19 protein-coding genes are annotated in these 20100 nt (G+C 65.5%); 3 read left to right on the forward strand and 16 right to left on the reverse strand.

The window, feature by feature from the left end:
* Positions 1-189: 189 nt before the first annotated feature.
* Entirely contained in the window at positions 190-2412 is a 2223-nt protein-coding gene (ppk1, locus tag C9F12_RS18055) for a polyphosphate kinase 1 (protein WP_108449753.1), read from the reverse strand.
* Positions 2413-2459: 47 nt separating this feature from the next.
* Positions 2460-3467 carry a porphobilinogen synthase gene (gene hemB, locus C9F12_RS18060; RefSeq protein ID WP_108132299.1) on the reverse strand — a complete coding sequence of 336 codons (1008 nt, stop codon included), beginning with the start codon at positions 3465-3467 and terminating at the stop codon, positions 2460-2462.
* 204 nt (positions 3468-3671) lie between these two features.
* Here hemB and elbB point away from each other — a divergent pair, with 204 nt between their 5' ends.
* Complete coding sequence (gene elbB / locus C9F12_RS18065) at positions 3672-4337, forward strand: isoprenoid biosynthesis glyoxalase ElbB (protein WP_108449754.1); 666 nt, start codon at positions 3672-3674, stop codon at positions 4335-4337.
* Between the two features lie 168 nt (positions 4338-4505).
* On the opposite strand, the gene tatC is transcribed toward elbB, so the two are convergent.
* The 13 genes from tatC to C9F12_RS18130 all read right to left on the reverse strand — a co-directional run bounded on the left by tatC (position 4506) and on the right by C9F12_RS18130 (position 16988).
* Positions 4506-5282 (reverse strand): twin-arginine translocase subunit TatC, encoded by a 777-nt coding sequence (gene tatC, locus C9F12_RS18070; protein ID WP_045991159.1) that lies wholly within the window; start codon positions 5280-5282, stop codon positions 4506-4508.
* On the reverse strand, positions 5279-5749 hold the full coding sequence (gene tatB / locus C9F12_RS18075; RefSeq protein WP_108449755.1) for a Sec-independent protein translocase protein TatB: 471 nt from the start codon (positions 5747-5749) through the stop codon (positions 5279-5281). Before tatB ends, tatC begins: the two co-directional genes overlap by 4 nt.
* Before the next feature lie 6 nt (positions 5750-5755).
* Complete coding sequence (gene tatA, locus C9F12_RS18080; protein WP_108449756.1) at positions 5756-6019, reverse strand: Sec-independent protein translocase subunit TatA; 264 nt, start codon at positions 6017-6019, stop codon at positions 5756-5758.
* 57 nt (positions 6020-6076) lie between these two features.
* On the reverse strand, positions 6077-6409 hold the full coding sequence (locus C9F12_RS18085) for a phosphoribosyl-ATP diphosphatase (RefSeq protein ID WP_108449757.1): 333 nt from the start codon (positions 6407-6409) through the stop codon (positions 6077-6079).
* 22 nt (positions 6410-6431) lie between these two features.
* Positions 6432-8054, reverse strand: a complete 1623-nt coding sequence (gene ubiB, locus C9F12_RS18090; RefSeq protein WP_108449758.1) for a ubiquinone biosynthesis regulatory protein kinase UbiB — start codon at positions 8052-8054, stop codon at positions 6432-6434.
* Entirely contained in the window at positions 8054-8692 is a 639-nt protein-coding gene (locus tag C9F12_RS18095) for an SCP2 sterol-binding domain-containing protein (RefSeq protein ID WP_108449759.1), read from the reverse strand. The genes ubiB and C9F12_RS18095 overlap by 1 nt, the downstream gene beginning before the upstream one ends.
* A 7-nt stretch (positions 8693-8699) precedes the next feature.
* Complete coding sequence (gene ubiE / locus C9F12_RS18100) at positions 8700-9446, reverse strand: bifunctional demethylmenaquinone methyltransferase/2-methoxy-6-polyprenyl-1,4-benzoquinol methylase UbiE (RefSeq protein WP_045991154.1); 747 nt, start codon at positions 9444-9446, stop codon at positions 8700-8702.
* 128 nt (positions 9447-9574) lie between these two features.
* Positions 9575-9958, reverse strand: a complete 384-nt coding sequence (locus C9F12_RS18105) for a gamma-butyrobetaine hydroxylase-like domain-containing protein (RefSeq protein ID WP_045991153.1) — start codon at positions 9956-9958, stop codon at positions 9575-9577.
* Between the two features lie 123 nt (positions 9959-10081).
* Entirely contained in the window at positions 10082-11404 is a 1323-nt protein-coding gene (hslU, locus tag C9F12_RS18110) for an ATP-dependent protease ATPase subunit HslU (protein ID WP_108449760.1), read from the reverse strand.
* Positions 11405-11406: 2 nt separating this feature from the next.
* The gene (gene hslV / locus C9F12_RS18115) at positions 11407-11925 is read right to left on the reverse strand and encodes an ATP-dependent protease subunit HslV (protein WP_045991151.1); all 519 of its coding nucleotides are present in this window, start codon (positions 11923-11925) and stop codon (positions 11407-11409) included.
* Positions 11926-12199: 274 nt separating this feature from the next.
* Positions 12200-12934: an SPOR domain-containing protein gene (locus C9F12_RS18120; protein ID WP_108449761.1), complete on the reverse strand. Its 735-nt coding sequence runs from the start codon at positions 12932-12934 to the stop codon at positions 12200-12202.
* 3 nt (positions 12935-12937) lie between these two features.
* Positions 12938-14623 carry an arginine--tRNA ligase gene (gene argS / locus C9F12_RS18125; protein ID WP_108449762.1) on the reverse strand — a complete coding sequence of 562 codons (1686 nt, stop codon included), beginning with the start codon at positions 14621-14623 and terminating at the stop codon, positions 12938-12940.
* A 139-nt stretch (positions 14624-14762) separates the two neighbouring features.
* Positions 14763-16988, reverse strand: a complete 2226-nt coding sequence (locus C9F12_RS18130; RefSeq protein WP_108449763.1) for a primosomal protein N' — start codon at positions 16986-16988, stop codon at positions 14763-14765.
* A gap of 169 nt (positions 16989-17157) precedes the next feature.
* Here C9F12_RS18130 and rpmE point away from each other — a divergent pair, with 169 nt between their 5' ends.
* Both rpmE and C9F12_RS18140 read left to right on the forward strand, forming a co-directional pair.
* Complete coding sequence (gene rpmE / locus C9F12_RS18135) at positions 17158-17370, forward strand: 50S ribosomal protein L31 (RefSeq protein WP_045991147.1); 213 nt, start codon at positions 17158-17160, stop codon at positions 17368-17370.
* A 502-nt stretch (positions 17371-17872) separates the two neighbouring features.
* Positions 17873-19144: a malic enzyme-like NAD(P)-binding protein gene (locus tag C9F12_RS18140; protein WP_108449764.1), complete on the forward strand. Its 1272-nt coding sequence runs from the start codon at positions 17873-17875 to the stop codon at positions 19142-19144.
* 209 nt (positions 19145-19353) lie between these two features.
* Here C9F12_RS18140 and C9F12_RS18145 read toward each other — a convergent pair whose 3' ends face one another.
* Positions 19354-20058: a DUF481 domain-containing protein gene (locus C9F12_RS18145; RefSeq protein ID WP_240184292.1), complete on the reverse strand. Its 705-nt coding sequence runs from the start codon at positions 20056-20058 to the stop codon at positions 19354-19356.
* Positions 20059-20100: the final 42 nt, after the last annotated feature.

The raw sequence follows: 20100 nt of genomic DNA on the forward strand, positions 1-20100 counted from the left end.
ATCGGCAGCCTGAAGCGGGAGGCGGTTGGTCCGGGGACCGCTTGGGTCGGCCAAGGCGCGGGCCAAGCGGCGCCCGGCAGCCGTCAGGACACATGACGACAACATGAAGAAGCCCCTCGCCAGCGTCGCTGGCGAGGGGCCTGGGTGGTGTTGCCGGTGCGTCTGTGGCGCTTTAACGCGCCGCTTTACTCAAGCCCGGGCGGCGTAGGCGTACAGCAGCGTTTCCTGGGCGGAGATCGGTGCGGCCTCGCCCGGATCCTGCTTGATGTAGGTGCCGTCGGCCTGCAGCAGCCAGCTCTGGCAGTTGTCGACCAGATAGGTCTCGAGGTCCTTGCGCACCCGGGCGGCGAGCTTCTTGTCGAGCAGCGGGAAGCAGGTCTCGACCCGATGGAACATGTTGCGCGCCATGAAGTCCGCGCTGGAGCCCCATATCTCGGGCTTGCCGTCGTTGTGGAAGTGGAACACCCGGGTGTGTTCAAGGAAGCGACCGATCACCGAGCGCACCCGGATATTCTCGGAGATGCCGGGCAGGCCAGGGCGCAGGCAGCACATGCCGCGGATGATCAGGTCGCACTCGACGCCGGCCTGGGAGGCGCGGTAGAGCGCCTGGATCAGCTTGGGTTCGGTTAGTGAGTTGCACTTGACGATGATATGGGCGCGCTTGCCCTTGCGCGCGTAGCTTGCCTCCCGCTCGATCATTTCGACGACCCGTTCGTGCAGGGTGAAGGGGGCGTGCAGCAGCTTCTCGATCTGGCGGGTGCGGCCCATGCCGGACAGTTGCTGGAACACCTTGTGCACGTCGGCGCACAGCACAGGGTCCGCGGTGAGCAGGCTGTAGTCGGTGTAGAGCTTGGCCGTCTTGGAGTGATAGTTGCCGGTGCCGAGGTGAGCGTAGTGGCGCAGCGCGCCCTTCTCGCGGCGCACGATGTGCATCATCTTGGCGTGGGTCTTGTAGGCCATCACCCCGTAGATGACGATGGCGCCGGCCTCCTGCAGGCGCGAGGCCAGCGCCAGGTTGTCGGCTTCGTCGAAGCGGGCGCGCAGTTCGATGACCACGGTCACTTCCTTGCCTTGGCCGGCGGCCTCGACCAGGGCGTTGACGATGGGTGAGTCGGCACCAGTGCGATACAGGGTCTGCTTGATCGCCAGCACGTCGGGGTCGCGGGCGGCCTCGCGCAGCAGGTCCTCCACCGGGGTGAACGACTGGAAGGGGTGATGCAGCAGGATGTCGCCTTCCTGCATCGACTGCATGATGGAGTTGGGTTGCTTGACCTGCTTGGGCACGCCGGGGGTAAAGGAGCGGTACATCAGATCGGGCCGGTCGGCGTCACCCAGTACCGACATCATGCGGGTCAGGTTGACCGGGCCATTGACCCGATAGAGGTCACTGGGTTCGAGCTGGAACTGCTTGATCAGGAAGTCGGAAAGCTCCTCGGGGCAGTTGTCGGCCACCTCCAGGCGCACGCCGCTGCCGTAGCGCCGGGCCAGCAACTCGCCGCGCAGGGCCGAGGCCAGGTCCGAGACTTCTTCGGGATCCACTGTCATGTCGGCGTTGCGGGTAAGACGGAACTGGTAGCAGCCCTTGACCTTCATCCCCGGGAACACCTCGTCGGCGTGGGCGTGGATCATCGACGACAGGAACAGGTACTCGGTGAAGCCTTCCTCGCACAGCTCTTCCGGCAGCGCGATGACCCGGGGCAGCGAACGTGGCGCCGGCAGGATGGCGAGGCCGCCCTCGCGGCCGAAGGCGTCCTTGCCCTCGAGCTCGACGATGAAGTTGAGGCTCTTGTTGACCAGCCGCGGGAAGGGGTGCGAGGGGTCCAGCCCGATGGGGCTGACCACCGGGATGATCTCGGTGGAGAAGTAATCATGGACCCACTTGCGCTGCTGCTTGGTCCAGTCGCCACGCCGACGGAAGCGGATGTTGTGGGCTTCCATGGCAGGGATCAGCTGCTCGTTGAGGATGCGGTACTGACGCTCCACGTGTTCGTGGGCGATCTTCGATATCTCGTCGAGCACCGAACGTGGGCTGCGGCCGTCGGCACCGGTGGCGTCGTCGCCCACGGCCAGTTGGCTCTTCAGTCCGGCCACCCGGATCTCGAAGAACTCGTCCATGTTGGAGGAAAAGATCAACAGGAACATCAGGCGGTTGAGCAGCGGGTGCGCCTGGTCCAGCGCCTGTTCCAGCACCCGGATGTTGAACTGCAGATGCGACAGCTCGCGATTGAAGTAGAGGCTCGGGTCGGTGAGGTCGGCCTCCGGGTCCGGCATTGCCTTGGGCTTGATGCCGGTGCGCGTCTGGTTAAGGCGCGGCACCGGGGTATCGGCCTGGGGCGCGTCGCTCATCGAGACGTCGGACTTGCCCAGGGTCGCATGTTCAATCGTGGTATTGTCGCTCTGCGCGTCTTCCATGGTGGTTCCTCATCGGGGCTCGGGAAGGGCGCCGCTCCCTCCCCTGATCAGCGGGCCAATAACCTGGCCGCGCGTTTGGCAAAGTAGGTCAGCACGCCGTCGGCGCCGGCACGCTTGAAGCACATCAGCGACTCGAGGATGACAGTGTCAGCGTCCAACCAGCCGTTGTCGAAGGCAGCCATGTGCATGGCGTATTCACCGCTCACCTGGTAGGCGTAGGTGGGCACGCGCAGCTCGTCCTTGACCCGGCGGACCACGTCCAGGTAGGGCATGCCGGGCTTGACCATCACCATGTCGGCACCTTCGGTGATGTCCATGGCGACCTCGTGGAGGGCCTCGTCGCTGTTGGCGGGGTCCATCTGGTAGGTCGACTTGTCGGCCTTGCCCAGGTTGGCCGCCGAGCCCACCGCATCGCGGAAGGGGCCGTAGTAGCGCGAGGCGTACTTGGCGCTGTAGGCCATGATGCGGGTGTTGGGCAGGCCTTCACGCTCGAGCAGTTCACGGATGGCACCGATACGCCCGTCCATCATGTCAGAAGGGGCGACCACGTCGGCCCCGGCCTCGGCATGGGACAGCGCCTGCTTGATCAGGGTCTCGACGGTGCGGTCATTGGCCACATAGCCGTCTTCATCGAGGATGCCGTCCTGACCGTGGCTGGTGTAGGGGTCCAGGGCAACATCGGTGATCACGCCGAGCTCGGGCAGGGCGGCCTTGAGCTCGCGTACGCTACGCTGGACCAGGCCGCTGGCGCTGTAGGCTTCTTCCGCCAGCTCGCTTTTCTTGTCGGCGTCGACCACCGGAAACAGCGCAATGGCGGGAATGCCCAGCTCGACGGCCTCGCGGGCCTCTTCGATCAACAGGTCCAGCGACAGGCGCTCGACCCCGGGCATGGACGGTACAGCCTCGCGTCGGCCTTCGCCCTCGAGCACGAAGACTGGCCAGATCAGATCGTCGGCACTCAGCTGGTTCTCGCGCATCAGGCGGCGGGAGAAGTCGTCCTTGCGCATGCGGCGAGGACGGCTGGCGGGGTAAAGACGAGGGGTAATGGCACTCAAGACGGCACTCCACGGAAGCAGGGATTCGGCGCCACGCGCTAGTCTGGTGGCACTTCATGACAAAAGCATGACATTGATTGAGTATATTCCTCCTCTCCCGTTCGCCGAAAGTCACGTCTTGTCGCACCCGTGGCGACTCTCTAGAGTAGTGGCAGTCTTGGCCGCGTCCGGCCCCGTTCGCGACGCGCTATAAAGGAGAATGACATGAGTAAACAGGTAGCGATCGTCTTGTCGGGCTGCGGCGTACAGGATGGTTCCGAGATCTACGAGACCACCCTGACCCTGCTGCGCCTGGACCAGCTGGGCATCGCCTATCGCTGTTTTGCCCCGGATATTGCTCACCAGGAGGTGATCGACCACCACAGCGGGGAGGCCGTCGAGGCGTCGCGCAATGTGCTGGTCGAGTCCGCCCGCCTGGCTCGGGGCGAGATTTCGCCGCTGGACGAACTGTCGGCATCGGACTTCGATGCCCTGATCCTGCCCGGTGGCTTCGGGGTGGCCAAGAATCTTTCGAACTACGCCACGGCCAAGTCCGAGATGGAGGTCCACGAGGACCTGGCTGAGCTGTTGATCGAGTTTCACGATGCGCGCAAGCCGATCGGCCTGATGTGCATCGCGCCGGTGCTGGTGCCCAAGGTACTGGGGCCGGGCATCGCCGTCACCATCGGTACCGACCCCGAGGTGTGTGGCTGCATCAGCGCCATGGGCGGCCTGCATCGCAGCTGTGCGGTGGATGATATCGTGGTGGACTTCGAGCATCGCCTGGTGACCACCCCCGCCTATATGCTGGCCACCCGCATCAGCGAGGCGGCGCTGGGCATCAACAAGCTGGTGGATCGCATCGACGAGATGATGGACGTCAACACCTGAGCGCTGTAGGCAGCGGGGCCAGGCCCCGCTGAGACGCCAGACGATGGCGGATCATTGTCGGCAAGCGCCTTGAACACCACCGGTGCGAGAGCGGTAAAAAAGCAAAGCCCGAGGCCAGTGCCTCGGGCTTTGTGCATTCTGCTGACGGGGGCTTTGCCGGTGTGGCGATCACGCCTCGTCCGGCGCTTCCTCGTCATCGCTGCTCCGCCTCTTGACCAGCCGGCCGAACAGCAGCCCGACCTCGTAGAGCAGGTACATGGGTACCGCCAGCAGGCTCTGGCTGACCACGTCCGGCGGGGTCATCAGCATGCCGATGACGAAACAGCCGAGGATGACGTAGGGGCGCTTGGCGCTCAGGCTCTTGACGCTGGCGGCGCCGGTGAGGATGAGCAGGAAGGTTGCAATCGGGATCTCGAAGGCGATACCGAAGGCGAAGAACAGCTTCAGCACGAAGTTGAGATACTGGTTGATATCGGTCATCACCTGCACGTTCTCCGGCCCGGTCTGGGTGAAGAAGGCGAATAGCAGGGGAAAGACCACGTAGTAGGCGAAGGCCGCGCCGAGATAGAACAGCAGGACGCTCGAGGCCAGAAGCGGCAGTGCCAGGGCCTTTTCCTTGTCGTACAGCCCTGGTGCCACGAAGGCCCAGGCCTGGTGCAGGACGAAGGGAATGGCCACGAACACCGCCACTACCAGGGTCAGCTTGAACGGCGCCAGGAAGGGCGACGCCACCTCGGTGGCGATCATCTGGGAGCCTTCCGGCAGCAGCTCCATCAGGGGGTCTGCGACAAACTGGTAGATGTCGTTGGAAAAGGCGTAGAGCGCCAGGAAGATCACCAGGATGGCGATCACGGCGCGCATCAGCCGCGAGCGCAGCTCCACCAGGTGTTCGATCAGTGGGGCGTGGCCCTGACTTGACGGCGGAGTGTCACCGGTATCGCTCATCGGGTGGCGGAGTCCTTGTGCTCGGAAGAGGCGGTGTCATCGCTGGGAGCGGGGGAGAGCGTGGAAGCCGAAGCGCTGGACGATGAAGCGCGTGCGGCGCTGTCGACGGCGTCGTCCAGCCGCTGGTCGGCCGAGGCAGACTGGGCGCCGGTGGAATCCGCCTGCCCGCCGTTGCCCTTGTTCGGGGTGTCGGCGATGGATTCCACGCTGCGCCTGGCTTGTTCGGCGCTGCGCTTGGCCTGGTTGACGCTGTCGTCCAGCTTGCGTTCCTGCTCCTTGAGCTTCTGGCGCAGTTCCTCGGCCTCGAGCTGGGCGCTGATCTCGCGCTGCATGCCGGCCACCGAACGCTTGATGCGCCCGATCCACAGGCCGGCGGTACGCGCGGCCTTGGGTAGGCGCTCGGGACCCAGCACCAGCAGTCCCACCACCCCGATGATCAGCAGTTCCAGAAAGCCGATATCGAACATGTGGCGTTACTTGCGCTCGTCGGAGGATTCGGGCTTGCGCTCTGCCTCGACGTCGTAGGTGTTGTTGGACGTATCGGTCTCGTCATGGCGGACCTGGGCCTGGGGCTTGGCCTCCTCCGACTTGTCCTCATCTTCGCTGACGGCCTTCTTGAAGCCCTTGACCGCGCCACCCAGGTCGCTGCCAACGTTGCGGAGCTTCTTGGTGCCGAAGATCAGGATGATGATGCCGAGTACGATCAGCAGTTGCCAGATACTGATACCACCTAACATAAGAACTTCCTCAATATGCGGCGCCAGGCGCCGTGAATCGTTGGTTCCCGCCGAGGCTCAGGAGTGGCGCGAGGCCTTCTCCTCATGCCCCGATACGCCGAAGCGTCGGGCGAGTTCATCCAGCACCTGCCGATGGTCGAGTCCCAGGTGCGAGAGCATCACCAGACTATGAAACCACAGGTCTGCCGTTTCGGCGATCAACGCCTCGCGACTGGCTGGATCCGCGTCAACATCCTTGGCGGCAAGTACGGTCTCTACCGCCTCTTCGCCCACCTTCTCGAGTATCTTGTTCAGCCCCTTGTGATGCAAGGAGGCAACGTAGGAAGTGTCAGGATCGGCGTGCCGACGTTCGCTGAGGGCGGCGTCGAGCTGGTTCAGAATATCGCTCATCGGTGAAGATTCCATTAAAAGATCAGTTCCAGATCACCAGCAGTGTGCCGATGCCCGCAGCGACCAGGACCGGCCAGGGCTGATCGGTCAACCAGCCGGACAGCGGTTGCCAGGCCAACGCCACCGCGGCCAGGGCGAGCCCCAGTCGGGTCCGGCGTATTCGCCTGGCCTGGCGGGTCAGCTGGCCGAGAATATGGGTCATGACCTCGCCCTGCTGGGTGATCTGGCGCGATCGCTTCTCGGTCTGGGACAGTGCCTGGTGGGCCAGTACCGGCAACTCCGGGAGCTGCCGGGTCAGCTCCGGCGCCTGCCGCTTGAACGACTCCCACAGGCCCTGGGCGCCGGCGCGCTCCTTCATCCAGCGCTCCAGATAGGGCTTGGCGGTGGCCCACAGGTCCAGGTCCGGGTAGAGCTGACGGCCCAGGCCTTCGATATTGAGCAGGGTCTTCTGCAGCAACACCAGTTGGGGCTGGACCTCCATGTTGAACCGCCGCGCGGTCTGGAACAGGCCCAGCAGCACCTGGCCGAACGAGATGTCCTTGAGCGGTTTCTCGAGGATCGGCTCGCATACCGTGCGTACCGCCGCCGCGAACTCGTTGGCGCGGGTATCTTCGGCCACCCAGCCGGACTCGATGTGCAGTGCAGCGACCTCGTAGTAGTCCTGGTGGAAGAAGGCCAGCAGGTTGCGCGCCAGGTAGTCCTGGTCTTCCCGGGTAAGGCTGCCGACGATGCCGCAGTCGATGGCGATGTACTGGGGATCGGACGGCGCCTGGCGGGAGACGAAGATGTTGCCCGGGTGCATGTCGGCGTGGAAGAAGTTGTCGCGGAACACCTGGGTGAAGAAGATCTCCACGCCGCGCTCGGCCAGGCGCTTCAGGTCGGTGCCCTGGGCCTTGAGCGCCTCGATGTCGGCCACCGGCACGCCGTGGATGCGTTCCTGGACCATCACCTTGTGGCGGGTCAGCGGCCAGTGGATCGACGGCACATACAACAGTGGCGACTTGTCGAAGTTGCGCTTGAGCTGGGAGGTGTTGGCCGCTTCCTTGGTCAGGTCGAGCTCGTCGAACAGGGTGGTCTCGTAGTCGCGGACCACTTCCACCGGGTGCAGCCGGCGCGCTTCCGGCACCTTGTTGAGCGCTCGCGCCACCAGGTACATCAGCGCCATGTCCTGGCGCATGACCCGCTCGATGCCTGGGCGAATCACCTTGACCACCACGTCCTGGCCGTCGGGCAGCCTGGCGGTGTGGACCTGGGCGATCGAGGCCGAGGCCAGCGGCTCACGGGAAAATTCGGCGAACAGTACCTCGAGCGGCTCGCCCAGGGACTCTTCGATCAGTGCCTCGGCATGCTCGCCGGGGAAGGGCGGTACCTGATCCTGCAGCCGCTTGAGTTCATTGGCGATATCGTCGGGGAACAGGTCGCGACGGGTCGACAGCATCTGGCCGAACTTGATGAAGATCGGCCCCAGTGACTCCAGCGCCAGGCGCAGGCGTTCGCCGCGGGAGCGCTCGCCGACGGGAATCAGTTTGAGCGGCGACCAGGTGAATATCAGCCGCAACCACCAGGGCAGCTTTTCCAGCGGCAGCAGGGTGTCGAGACGGTAGCGGGTGACGACCCAGATGATGCGCAGCGGGCGGAGGATCATTAGACGTCGTTCTCCCGGGCCAGGCGACGGGTCAGGCGCTTGAGACGTGCCTCAGTACGGTCGGTGGCCAGCTCCAGTTCGGTCAGCGCCTCGCGCATGGCCTCGAGCTGATGGCGGCCGGGCAGCCAGCGGGCTTCCTCGAAGACGTACTCGGAGACGTCGGCGCACAGCTCACGGTGGGTGCGCAGGCCCCAGCGGGACAGGCCGCGCAGGCCTTCGGCGAGCTGGTGAGCCGGCAGGTCGCCGAGATAGCGGGCAAGCTCAGCCTCCCAGTCCAGGTCGAGATCCAGCAGCAGGTCGCGGGTCGCCTCGAGCAGGTGGAGCTTGCCGCGCACCGCGAGACGGCCCTCGAACATCAGCCGTTCCATGTCGGCGCCGCCGGCCAGCCGGCCCAGGGTGTCGCTGTCCAGCTCGACGATGGCGTCCCAGGCGCCTTCATCGACCTCGTCCACCAGCAGCAGGTCAACCCCCTGGGGGTGATAGCACAGCGCCAGCTGGACACGCGGGGACTCCAGGCACATCAGCACCCGCTGGCCCGCCAGCGAGCGCAGCCGAGAAGGCGAGGCAGGGTCGCGTGCGAGCAGGGCGTTGACGGTCTTCTCGATGCCGGCCAGCAGCAGGGTCGGGGTCAAGGCCATCATGTCCTCAAAGCTTGATGCCGCGATGCAGCGCGACGATGCCGCCGGTGAGATTGGTGTATTCGACGCGCTCGAGTCCGGCGGTTTCCATCATGCCCTTGAGCGTTTCCTGATCCGGGTGCATGCGGATCGACTCGGCCAGATAGCGATAGCTGTCGGCATCGCCGGCCACCAGTTCGCCCATCTTCGGCAGCAGACGGAAGGAGTACTCGTCGTAGGCGCGGGTCAAAAGCGGATTGTCGGGCTTGGAGAATTCCAGCACCAGCAGGCGGCCGCCGGGCTTGAGGATGCGCGCCATGGAGGCCAGGGCGGCGTCCTTGTCGGTGACGTTGCGCAAACCGAAGGCGATGGTGATGCAGTCGAAGGTATTGTCGGGAAATGGTAGGCATTCGGCATTGGCCTGGACGTACTCGACGTTGCCACCGACACCACGGTCGATCAGCTTGTCGCGTCCCACCCCAAGCATGGAGGCGTTGATGTCGGCCAGCACCACCTTGCCGCGCGGTCCCACCATGCGCGAGAACTTCAGCGCCAGGTCGCCGGTACCGCCGGCGATGTCGAGTACGCTATGACCAGGCCGGACGCCGGAACGTTCGATGGTCAGGCGCTTCCACAGCCGATGGATACCGAAGGACATCAGGTCGTTCATCACGTCGTAGCGAGCCGCCACGCTGTGGAAGACATCGGCGACACGTGAGGCCTTTTCCTCGACCGGCACGTCCTGAAAACCGAAGTGGGTGGTGCGCTTATCCATGGGACTCCCGAGTCGTGAGCGATTGCGAGAAGAGCCGATGGGGGCTCTTTGGCAGCGGCCATTGTAGCCTTGCCGAGGTGGCTTGTCTTTGACCGTCACCCGGCTTGTCGCCACACCGGTGTCGATCGCTAAAGCTGACGGATCTCGATACCCAGCGGCTCGCGACTGGCGCCGGCCTCGTCCAGACGCTTGAGATAGTCGGTCCAGTTGGCCTCGCGCTCGCGGATCAGCCAGTCCAGATAGTCCCAGCTGTAAAGGCCGCTGTCGTGGCCATCGTCGAAGTGCAGCTTGAGGGCGTAGCGGCCCGCCTGGGTGATGTCGGCAAGGCCCACGTCCTTCTTGCCCACCTGAAGGGTGGCGGTGTCGCCGCCGTGGCCACGGACCTCGGCGGAGGGAGAAAACACCCGCAGGTACTCCACCGACAGGCGGTGGCGGGAGCCGTCGGCGTAGCCGATCTCGAGCTCGCGGGCCTTTCTGTGGTAGTGCACCAGGGTCGGAGTGGGGGCGCTCATGGCGATCCTCTCTGTTTCAGCACGGTGGGCGTGCCCTGACTTCAGCATTTGCGGCATCGAAAGCACGACCGGGCCGCGGCGCAGTGCGCGGCGGCCCGGTCATCGAGGGTGCTTGGCCGGTGGTTACAGGATATACCGGCTCAGATCCTCGTCCATGGCCAGTTCGCCGAGCTGAGAATCGACGTAGGCACGGTCGATGATCAGCGGGTTGCCGAGATCCGAGCCCTTGAACGAGGCCTCCTCGAGCAGCCGCTCCATTACCGTGTGCAGGCGACGGGCGCCGATGTTCTCGGTGCCTTCATTGACGTTGAAGGCGATCTCGGCGATGCGCTCGATGCCGTCATCGGTGAAGCGCACTTCGAGGCCGTCGGTGGCCAGCAGCGCCTCGTACTGACGGGTCAGGGCGGCGGACGGCTCGGTCAGGATGCGCTTGAAGTCGTCCGGCGTCAGCGCCGACAGCTCGACACGGATCGGCAGACGGCCCTGCAGCTCGGGGATCAGATCCGAGGGACGCGACAGGTGGAAGGCGCCGGAGGCGATGAACAGGATGTGGTCGGTCTTCACCATGCCGTACTTGGTCGACACCGTGGAGCCTTCGATCAGCGGCAGCAGGTCGCGCTGGACGCCCTCGCGGGAGACCTCACCGCCGCTGGACTGACCGCTGCCCTTGGCGACCTTGTCGATCTCGTCGAGGAAGACGATGCCGTTCTGCTCCACCGCCTCCACCGCGCGGGACTTGATGTCGTCCTCGTTGACCAGCTTGCCGGCCTCTTCGTCGCGCAGGATGGTGAAGGCCTCCTTGACCGTGACCTTGCGGGTCTCGGTCTTGCCCTTGCCCATGCCGGAGAACAGGTTCTGTAGCTGGCTGGTCATCTCTTCCATGCCCGGCGGTGTCTGGAACTCGAGGTTGGGTGCCTGGGGCGACACCTGGATCTCGATCTCCTTGTCGTCGAGCTGGCCTTCACGCAGCTTCTTCCTGAACATCTGGCGCGTCGAGGAGTCCTCGCGCGGCTCTTTTTCCTGGCCACGGGGCGGCGGCAGCAGGGCGTCGAGGATGCGATCCTCGGCGGCGTCCTCGGCGCGGTGGCCGACCTCTTCCTTGGCCTGCTCGCGTACCAGCTTGATCGCTGCCTCGGTCAGGTCACGGATGATCGACTCGACGTCACGGCCGACGTAGCCCACCTCGGTGAACTTGGTCGCCTCGACCTTGATGAAGGGAGCCTTGGCCAGCTTGGCCAGGCGCCGGGCGATTTCGGTCTTGCCGACGCCGGTGGGGCCGATCATCAGAATGTTCTTGGGGGTGACCTCCTGGCGCAGCTCGCCGTCGAGCTGCATGCGGCGCCAGCGGTTACGCAGGGCGATGGCCACGGAGCGCTTGGCATCCTGCTGACCGACGATGTACTGATCCAACGCGTGGACGATTTCGCGGGGCGTCATCTGGGTCATGATCAAAGCTCTTCCAGGGTCACGTGATGGTTGGTGAACACGCAGATGTCACCGGCGATCTCCAGCGACTTCTCGGTGATCTCGCGGGGCGACAGTTCCGTGTTCTCGAGCAGCGCGCGGGCGGCGGACAGGGCGTAGTTGCCGCCGGAGCCGATGGCGATGATGCCACGCTCGGGTTCCACCACGTCACCGTTGCCGGTGATGATCAGCGAGGCCTTCTTGTCGGCCACCGCCAGCAGCGCCTCGAGGCGGCGCAGGGCGCGATCGGTGCGCCAGTCCTTGGCCAGCTCCACCGCGGCCTTGACCAGGTTGCCCTGGTACTTCTCCAGCTGGGCCTCGAAGCGTTCGAACAGGGTGAAGGCGTCGGCGGTGCCGCCGGCAAAACCGGCCAGCACCTGGCCGTGATAGAGGCGACGCACCTTGCTGGCGTTGCCCTTCATCACCGTGTTGCCCAGTGACACCTGGCCATCGCCGGCCAATGCCACCTGGTCGCCGCGGCGAACGGAAACGATCGTGGTCATGGAGAATTCTCCTTGGGGAAGCCGAGGCCTCCGGTGACTGTCGAGGGGCAGAGCCCTCTGCATAAGCGATAGGCTGGTAGGTGCGGGCGGGTCGCAAGGATTTCAAGCGCGGGCGACTCGGGAATGCGGCTCGCTTCGACGAGAAGACGGCGCAGCAGAAGGACGAGAGATACCGCCACGATGGGTGCTTGAGCGGTGGCCAGCACCCACCAGGCCCAGACATGACGTTCTGGGCCTGGTGGGCGTAGCTTCAGAAGGAGGAGGTGTGCCGACGTCAGTTCTGCAGCTGGATCAGCAGCGGCTCGATGCCTTGAGTGCTCATTAGATCCTGGGCCCGCGACAGTTCATTGCGATCGCTGTAGGGGCCGACCTGCACCCGATGCCAGGTGGCGCCGCCGGTGGCCTCGACCTCGCTGATCTTGGCCAGCAGGCCGAAGTCCTTGAGTCGCCCGGCGAGCTGTCGGGCATCGTTGACCTCGCGGAAGGAGGCCGCCTGCAGCATGTAGCGACGTTCGGCGCTGCGCGGGGTCTCGGATGGCGTGGACGACGCTTCCTCTTCGCGGGAGTTGGCGGCGATCACCGCGGCGATGGGGTCGTCCGAGGAGATCTCGTCCTCGCTCGGCTGGGCCGCCTCGGGGCGCTTGGCAGTGGACGCCGGCATCTCCTCATCGGAGGCGATGACTTCGGACTCCGGCAGCAGGGTATAGAACTCGAACGTCGGCATCGGCGGCTCGCTTTCGCTGGTCTGTCCGCCTTGTGCACTGCCACTCGCATTGCTGCCCTGCTGCTCGCCGCTGGAGGGCTTGGGCAGCACCGCCGCCACCGGTGAACGGGGATCCTGCCAGGGAGCGGTACCGTTCTGGTGGTGAGCCAGCAGGAAGCCTGCGGCCACGCCGACGGCGGCCCACAGCCAGCCTGGGATACCCCCGCGGGCCTGCTTGGGTGCTTGCCTGCGCTTCTGGCTGGTGGTTGCTCCGCGCTTGCGCGGGGGCGCCTTGCGAGTGGCCATGGCTTACATCTCCTCCGGTGCACCGACGCCCATCAGGTCGAGTCCATTACGCAGCACCTGACGCGCGGCCAGGCCCAGCGCCAGGCGCGCATTGCGCAGGGCGTCGTCGTCGACCATGACTTTGCAGGCGTTGTAGCAGCTATGGAAGTCGGCTGCCAGATCCTGCAAATATTGGGCGATCTGCTGCGGCTCGCGGGCCTTGGCGGCGTGCTCGACCACCTCGGGATAGCGCGCCAGGCGATTGAGCAGGGCCTTTTCCTGGTCTGCCTCGAGCAGGCCCAGGTTGGCCATGGCGGTGGCGTGGTCGAAGGCCAGGCCTTCGCTCTCGGCCTTGCGCAGCACGCTGCACACCCGGGCGTGGGCGTACTGGACGTAGTACACCGGGTTGTCATTGGACTGCGAGCGCGCCAGATCGATGTCGAAGGTCAGCTGCGAGTCAGCGCGACGGGCGGCGAGGAAGAAACGGGTGGCGTCGCGGCCGACCTCGTCGATCAGGTCGCGCAGGGTAACGTAGCTGCCGGCCCGCTTGGACAGCTTGACCTCGACCCCGGAACGGGTGACCAGCACCATCTGGTGCAGCACATAGTCCGGCCAGCCCTGGGGGATACCGACATCCAGCGCCTGCAGGCCGGCGCGTACCCGGGTCACGGTGGAGTGGTGGTCGGCACCCTGCTCGTTGATCACGCTGGTGAAGCCGCGCTGCCACTTGTCGAGGTGGTAGGCCACGTCGGGCAGGAAGTAGGTGTAACCGCCTTCGCTCTTGCGCATCACCCGATCCTTGTCGTCGCCGAAGTCGGTGGTGCGCAGCCACAGGGCGCCGTCCTGCTCGTAGGTGTGGCCGTTATCGGTCAGGCGACGGGCGGTCTCCTCGACCTTGCCCTGCTGGTACAGCGAGGACTCGAGGAAGTAGACATCGAAGCCGACGCCGAAGGCGCGCAGGTCCAGGTCCTGTTCGCGACGCAGGTAGGCCACGGCGAACTCGCGGATGGCGTCGAGATCCTCCGGGTCAGCCTTGGCGGTGACGTGGCGGTCGTCGGCGTGGATGGTCTCGCCGGCCAGGTAGGCCTTGGCCACGTCCTCGATGTAGCCGCCGCGGTAGCCGTCCTCCGGCCAGCCGTCGCTGTCCGGGTCCAGCCCCTTGGCGCGGGCCTGCACCGACAGCGCCAGATTGGTGATCTGGGCGCCGGCGTCGTTGTAGTAGAACTCGCGGGTGACGTCGTAGCCGGTGGCCTCGAGCAGGCGACACAGGCAGTCGCCCACCGCGGCGCCTCGGCCGTGGCCGACATGAAGGGGGCCGGTGGGGTTGGCGGAAACGAACTCTACCTGCACCTTTTCGCCAGCGCCGGCCAGGCTGCGGCCGAAGGCGTCGCCGGCGTCCAGCACCTGGCGCACCACCTGGGCCGCGGCGTCGGTGGCGGCGAAGAAGTTGATAAAGCCGGGGCCGGCGATCTCGACCTTGGACACGGCGGCGCTTTCGGGCAGGGCCGCTACCAGTTTTTCCGCCAGCTGGCGCGGTGCGGCCTTGGCCGGCTTGGCCAGCATCAGGGCGAGGTTGGTGGCGTAGTCGCCGTGGGCCTTGTCCTTGGTCGGGTCGACCTTGTAGGCCGGGGAAAGCTCCTGGGGAACGACTTCCTGCTGCTTGAGCTCGGCAAGAGCGGCATCCAGCAGCGCAACGATGGTGTCTTTCATGAGGCGTCTATGTCCTGTGGCACGGTGGCCGAGCGTGGCGAATCCTGGCGGGAGCACCTGTCGGCGGGCAGACCGCGTATTATCGATGATTGCGCCTGGCCTTTAAAGGCCGGGGCGGCAAAGCTCAGCGTATCGGACCTCAGCTCAGGGTCTGCGGATCGACGTCAATGGACCAGCGGATACGCCGCGCCTCGGGCCAGGCTTCCAGACGGTGGGCCAGCCATTCGAGCGCGGGGTGCAGCTGACTGCGTCGCTCCGCCATCAGCGCGATCTGCAGGTGGTAGCGGTTCTGACGGCGCTCCATGGGGGCAGGTACCGGGCCGAGGCAGTCGAGATCCAGAGCCAGGCTACGTACCTGCTCGCGCAATTCGCCGGCGATCTCCCGGGCGAGTGCCGTCAGGGCGTCTTCCCGCGGGCCTTCCAGGCGGACCAGGGCCATGAAGCGCAGTGGCGGCAGGGCGGCGATGCGGCGTTCTTCCAGCAGCGACTCGGCCAGGGCGTCGTAGCCGCGCTCGGCCAATAGACGAAGGCTGGGGTCGTCCGGGTGCATGGTCTGCACCAGCACTCGGCCAGGGTGGGCGGCGCGGCCGGCGCGCCCGGCCACCTGCTCGAGCAACTGGGCCGAGTGCTCCAGCGCGCGAAAGTCGCTGGCGTAGAGGCCGGCGTCGGCGTTGACCACCACGACCAGGGTGACGTGGGGCAGATGGTGGCCCTTGGCCAGCATCTGGGTCCCGACCAGGATCGCTGGTTCGCCACGCCGGACCTCGGTGAGCATCTTCTCGAGCGCGTCCTTGGCCCGGGTGCTATCGCGGTCGATGCGGTGGACCGGGGTCTCGGCAAAGGTTTCGGCCAGGCTCTCCTCCGTACGCTCGGTGCCGCTACCCAGCGGACGCAGGTCGGCGCTGCCGCAGTCCGGGCAGGCGTCGGGAATGACCCGGCGGCGGTCGCAGTGGTGGCAGGCCAGCATCGGCGGCTGGCGGTGCCAGGTCATGCGTGCGTCACAGTGGTCGCACTCGGCCATCCAGCCGCAGGCGTGACAGGCCAGGGTGGGGGCGAAACCGCGGCGATTGATGAACACCAGCACCTGGTGGCCGGCATCCAGCGTTGCCTTGATGGCGTCGATGACCGGCGGAATCAGACCGCCGCGTCGAGGGCGCCCCTTGAGGTCGACCAGCTCCAGTCGAGCGGGAGCGTGGCGAGTGGCCCGCCGGGTCAGCCGCAGGTGAGCGTAGTCACCGGTGCGCGCGCGGTGCAGGCTCTCCAGCGACGGCGTGGCGCTCCCCAGCAGCAGCGGAATGCCATGGCGCTTGGCGCGCACCACCGCCAGGTCGCGGGCGTGGTAGCGTAGCCCGTCCTGCTGCTTGAACGAACCATCGTGCTCTTCGTCGACGATGATCAGGCCTGGGCGAGCCAGCGGGGTGAAGATGGCCGAGCGGGTGCCGATGACAATCGGCGCCCTCCCGCTGGCCGCCGCCTCCCAGGCGTCCAGGCGCTCGTGGTCGGTCAGCCCCGAGTGCAGTGCCACCACCGGGACCCGGAAGCGCTGGCGAAAGCGCCCCAGGGTCTGCGGAGTCAGGCCGATTTCGGGAATCAGCACCAGCGCCTGGCGCTTCTTGGCCACCACCGCCTCGATCAACTGCAGGTAGACCTCGGTCTTGCCGCTGCCGGTCACCCCGTGCAGCAGGCAAGGGTGAAAGCGATCGAGCCCCTGGTGGAGCTGGTTCAGCGCCTTGGCCTGCTCGTCGTTCAGGGCCAGCGCCGGGCTCGCCAGCAGGCCCTGGCTGTCGTCGGGGGTGGGGCCGGTGAGGGTTTCCTCGTGGCAGCTCACCAGCCCCTTGGCTTCCAGCGCCTTGAGCTGGTCGCGGGTGAAGGATTGCGCCTGGATCACCTGGGTGGTGAGGCCCTGGGGATGCTGGCGCAGCATCTCCAGCAGTTCGGCCTGGCGCGGAGCTCGGCCCAGGCGGGCAGGATCGCCGTTCAAAGCGACCTGCCAGCGTTCGCGTACCCGCGCCTCCAGCGGGCGTCCCTGACGCAGCAACACCGGCATGGCATGGGCCAGGGTGTCGCCGAGGGCGTGCTGGTAGTAGCGCGAGGTGAATCGACATAACCACAGCCAATCGCCTGGCAGCGGCGCCTTGTCCAGACAGGCCTGGATCGGCTTCAGCTTGGCCAGCGGCAGGTCGCTGTCGTCACGACAGTCGACGATGACGCCCACCACCTGGCGGCGGCCGAACTCGACGCGCACGCGCAGTCCCGGCGACCAGCCCCCTGGCGGGGGCGCCCCCTGGGGGAGGTAGTCGAACAGGCGGCGAAGGGGGGATGGAATGGCGATCCGCAGCACGCGCGGGGCAGGAGAGTCAGCCAATTGGCCTCCACAATGAAGTCTGCTAGAATACTCCGCCGCTTCCTTGATGGGAGCGGATCACCGGCCGGCACAGGGGCTTGACGACGCACCAACGAGTGCCCGTGCCATTACCCGTATGCGGTGCCTGGCAATGGATCAGGTGGCGGCATACCGAAAAGTGAGGTTCACGATGAAACAAGGTATCCACCCGGATTACAAGACGGTCAATGCGACCTGTTCCTGCGGCGCCACCTTCGAGGTCGGTTCCACCGCTGGCCACGACCTGAGCCTGGACGTCTGCTCTCAGTGCCACCCGTTCTACACCGGCAAGCAGAAGCAGGCCACCACCGGTGGTCGCGTCGAGCGCTTCAACAAGCGTTTCGGTGCCGCGCTCAAGCGTTGATCGTACGGAGCTGAACGCGCCAGCGAGAAACGCTGGTCGACGATGCTCGGGCAATGTCCCCTTCGAACCCGCCTTCATGGCGGGTTCGTTGCGTCTGGGGTTGCGCAGAGGAACGTGGGGAAAGGACAGGGGGCAAAGGGCAGGGCCCGCGACCGCGTGAGCGTTCCCGTTATTGCGTTGCATCAATGCGCAACGCGCGGCGGGCGACTAGGCTTCAAGCAGCAAAGGGAGGCGATGGTCGGGCCTCATCGTTGTCAATGGGCGAACTCACGCTTGCCCGAGCGGTGAGCTTCCAGCGTCACCCTTGGCCCATCTCTGCGCTCACCTTCCTTGCATCTTTCTTCATGACAAGGGTTGGTGCAATGCAGCAAAAGTTGTCGACATTGTCAGCGAAAATCCTGAAACGGGCGTATAACTGACGCTTTTCTCAATCATGTTGAGAAATGGAATATTTTTCTATATTGTGTTGCCACCGTTCCACAAGGACATCCGGACACCAAGCATGACGGACGCAAAGAAGCAGGCTGCGCTGGACTATCACGCCCTCCCCATTCCCGGAAAGCTGTCGGTCGAACTGACCAAGCCGACCGCCACGGCCAAGGACCTGGCGCTGGCCTACAGTCCCGGCGTGGCGGAGCCGGTGCGAGAGATCGCGCGGGACCCGGAAAACGCCTATCGCTATACCGGCAAGGGCAACACCGTGGCGGTGATCTCCGACGGCACCGCCATCCTTGGCCTCGGTAACCTGGGGCCGCTGGCGAGCAAGCCGGTGATGGAAGGCAAGGGTGTGCTGTTCAAGTGCTTCGCCGGCATCAACTCTGTGGATATCGAGGTCGACGCCGAGAGTCCCCAGGCATTCATCGATACCGTGGCGCGGATCGCCGACAGCTGGGGCGGCATCAACCTCGAGGACATCAAGGCACCGGAGTGTTTCGAGATCGAGCAGGCGCTGGTCGAGCGCTGCAAGATCCCGGTGTTTCACGATGATCAGCATGGCACCGCCATCGTCACGGCGGCGGGTATGCTCAATGCGCTGGAAATTGCCGGCAAGTCCCTCGATCAGGCGCGTATCGTGTGCATGGGCGCCGGCGCCGCGGCGATCGCCTGCATGAAGCTGCTGGTGGCCTGTGGTGCTCGCCCCGAGAACCTGGTGATGCTCGATCGCAAGGGCGTTATCCATACAGGTCGTGAGGACCTCAACCAGTACAAGGCGATGTTTGCGGTGGACACCGACAAGCGCACCCTGGCTGACGCCATCGATGGCGCCGATGTGTTCATCGGTCTGTCCGGCCCTGGTCTGATGACCGCCGATCATATTCGCAAGATGGCCAAGGACCCGATCGTCTTCGCCTGCACCAATCCGGATCCGGAGATCCATCCCGACCTGGCGCGGGAGACCCGCCCGGACGTGATCATGGCCACCGGACGTTCGGACTATCCGAACCAGGTCAACAACGTGCTCGGTTTTCCCTTTATCTTCCGCGGTGCCCTGGACGTGCGCGCCACCCGCATCAACGAAGAGATGAAGGTTGCCGCCGTCCACGCGCTCAAGGACCTGGCGCGGGAGCCGGTGCCCCAGGCGGTGCTGGAAGCCTACGAGAAGGACGCCATGAGCTTCGGCCGTGAGTACATCATTCCGACCCCGGTGGACGTGCGTCTGCTGGAGCGGGTGACCTCGGCGGTGGCCCAGGCGGCGGTGGACTCCGGCGTGGCCAGAAAGCCCTACCCGTCGCACTATCCGCTCAAGACCATCGACGACGTCTACGGCGGCTGAGCCAGGCGCCGATAGATCCAGGCGCCGCTAGATCCAGACGCCGATAGATCCAGACGTCTCGACAGCAACGACAAGGCCCTCCAGTGGAGGGCCTTGTCGCGTCTGGTGGCCGTAATCCGATCGGTCCTGGCCTCGGCGTCCTCAAGGGGTGGGAGCTGCTTGAGAACTCGTAGCGTAGCGAGGCCGAGGAGCCGGTCGGTTCTTGGTCGCTAGAACTCGTAGCGTAGCGAGGCCGAGGTGATGCGGTCGGTCTTGGCCTCGGCGTCCTCGGGGGGATCCGAGTTGTGCTTGATCTCGTGGGACAGGCGCAGCGACATATGGGCGTTGATGCGGGTATCCAGGGCGGTATAGGAGCGCACCGTCGAGTTCTTGCGGGTGGTCTCCAGCGACAGTTCCTGTTCGAGGGTGGCGCTATCGCTCAGCGCATAGCCGGCCTCCAGGGCGCCGTATGCCACCGCCAGACGCTGGTCGTTCTCGCCGGGCAGGATGTCGGCGCGATAGCCGGGGCCTGCCTCCAGCGCCAGGTGGGCGCGATCGTCGTCGATCAGCTGGCGGCCGTAGCCGGTAATGGCGGTGAACTGGTGGTCGTAGCCGCTGAAGCGATCCTTCTCCCAGCGGCCGAAGCCGAACAGATAGTGCGGGCCGACCAGTTCCCGGCGTTGGCGAAAGGACACCAGATACTGCTCCGCACTGGTCTCGCTGTCCTCGCTGGCGTGGCGGGCCTCGCCGCGCAGGCGTGACAGCCAGGCGCCCTGCAGCCAGGTGAGCTGGGCCTTGCCGAGAAAGGTCTCGCTGTTGGAGTTGCCCGACAGATGGGTGTAGCCGAACTCGACATGGCCGAGAAAGTCCGGCGAGTCGTCATGGACGGGAGTCGGGGCGTAGAAGGTATCTGCCAGGGAGGCTTTTATCGGCACAAAAAGCCCGAAAATGCATAGTGCCGTCGCGGGCAAATGAAA

The organism is Halomonas sp. BN3-1, assembly GCF_003056325.1.
Lineage (GTDB): Bacteria > Pseudomonadota > Gammaproteobacteria > Pseudomonadales > Halomonadaceae > Halomonas > Halomonas litopenaei.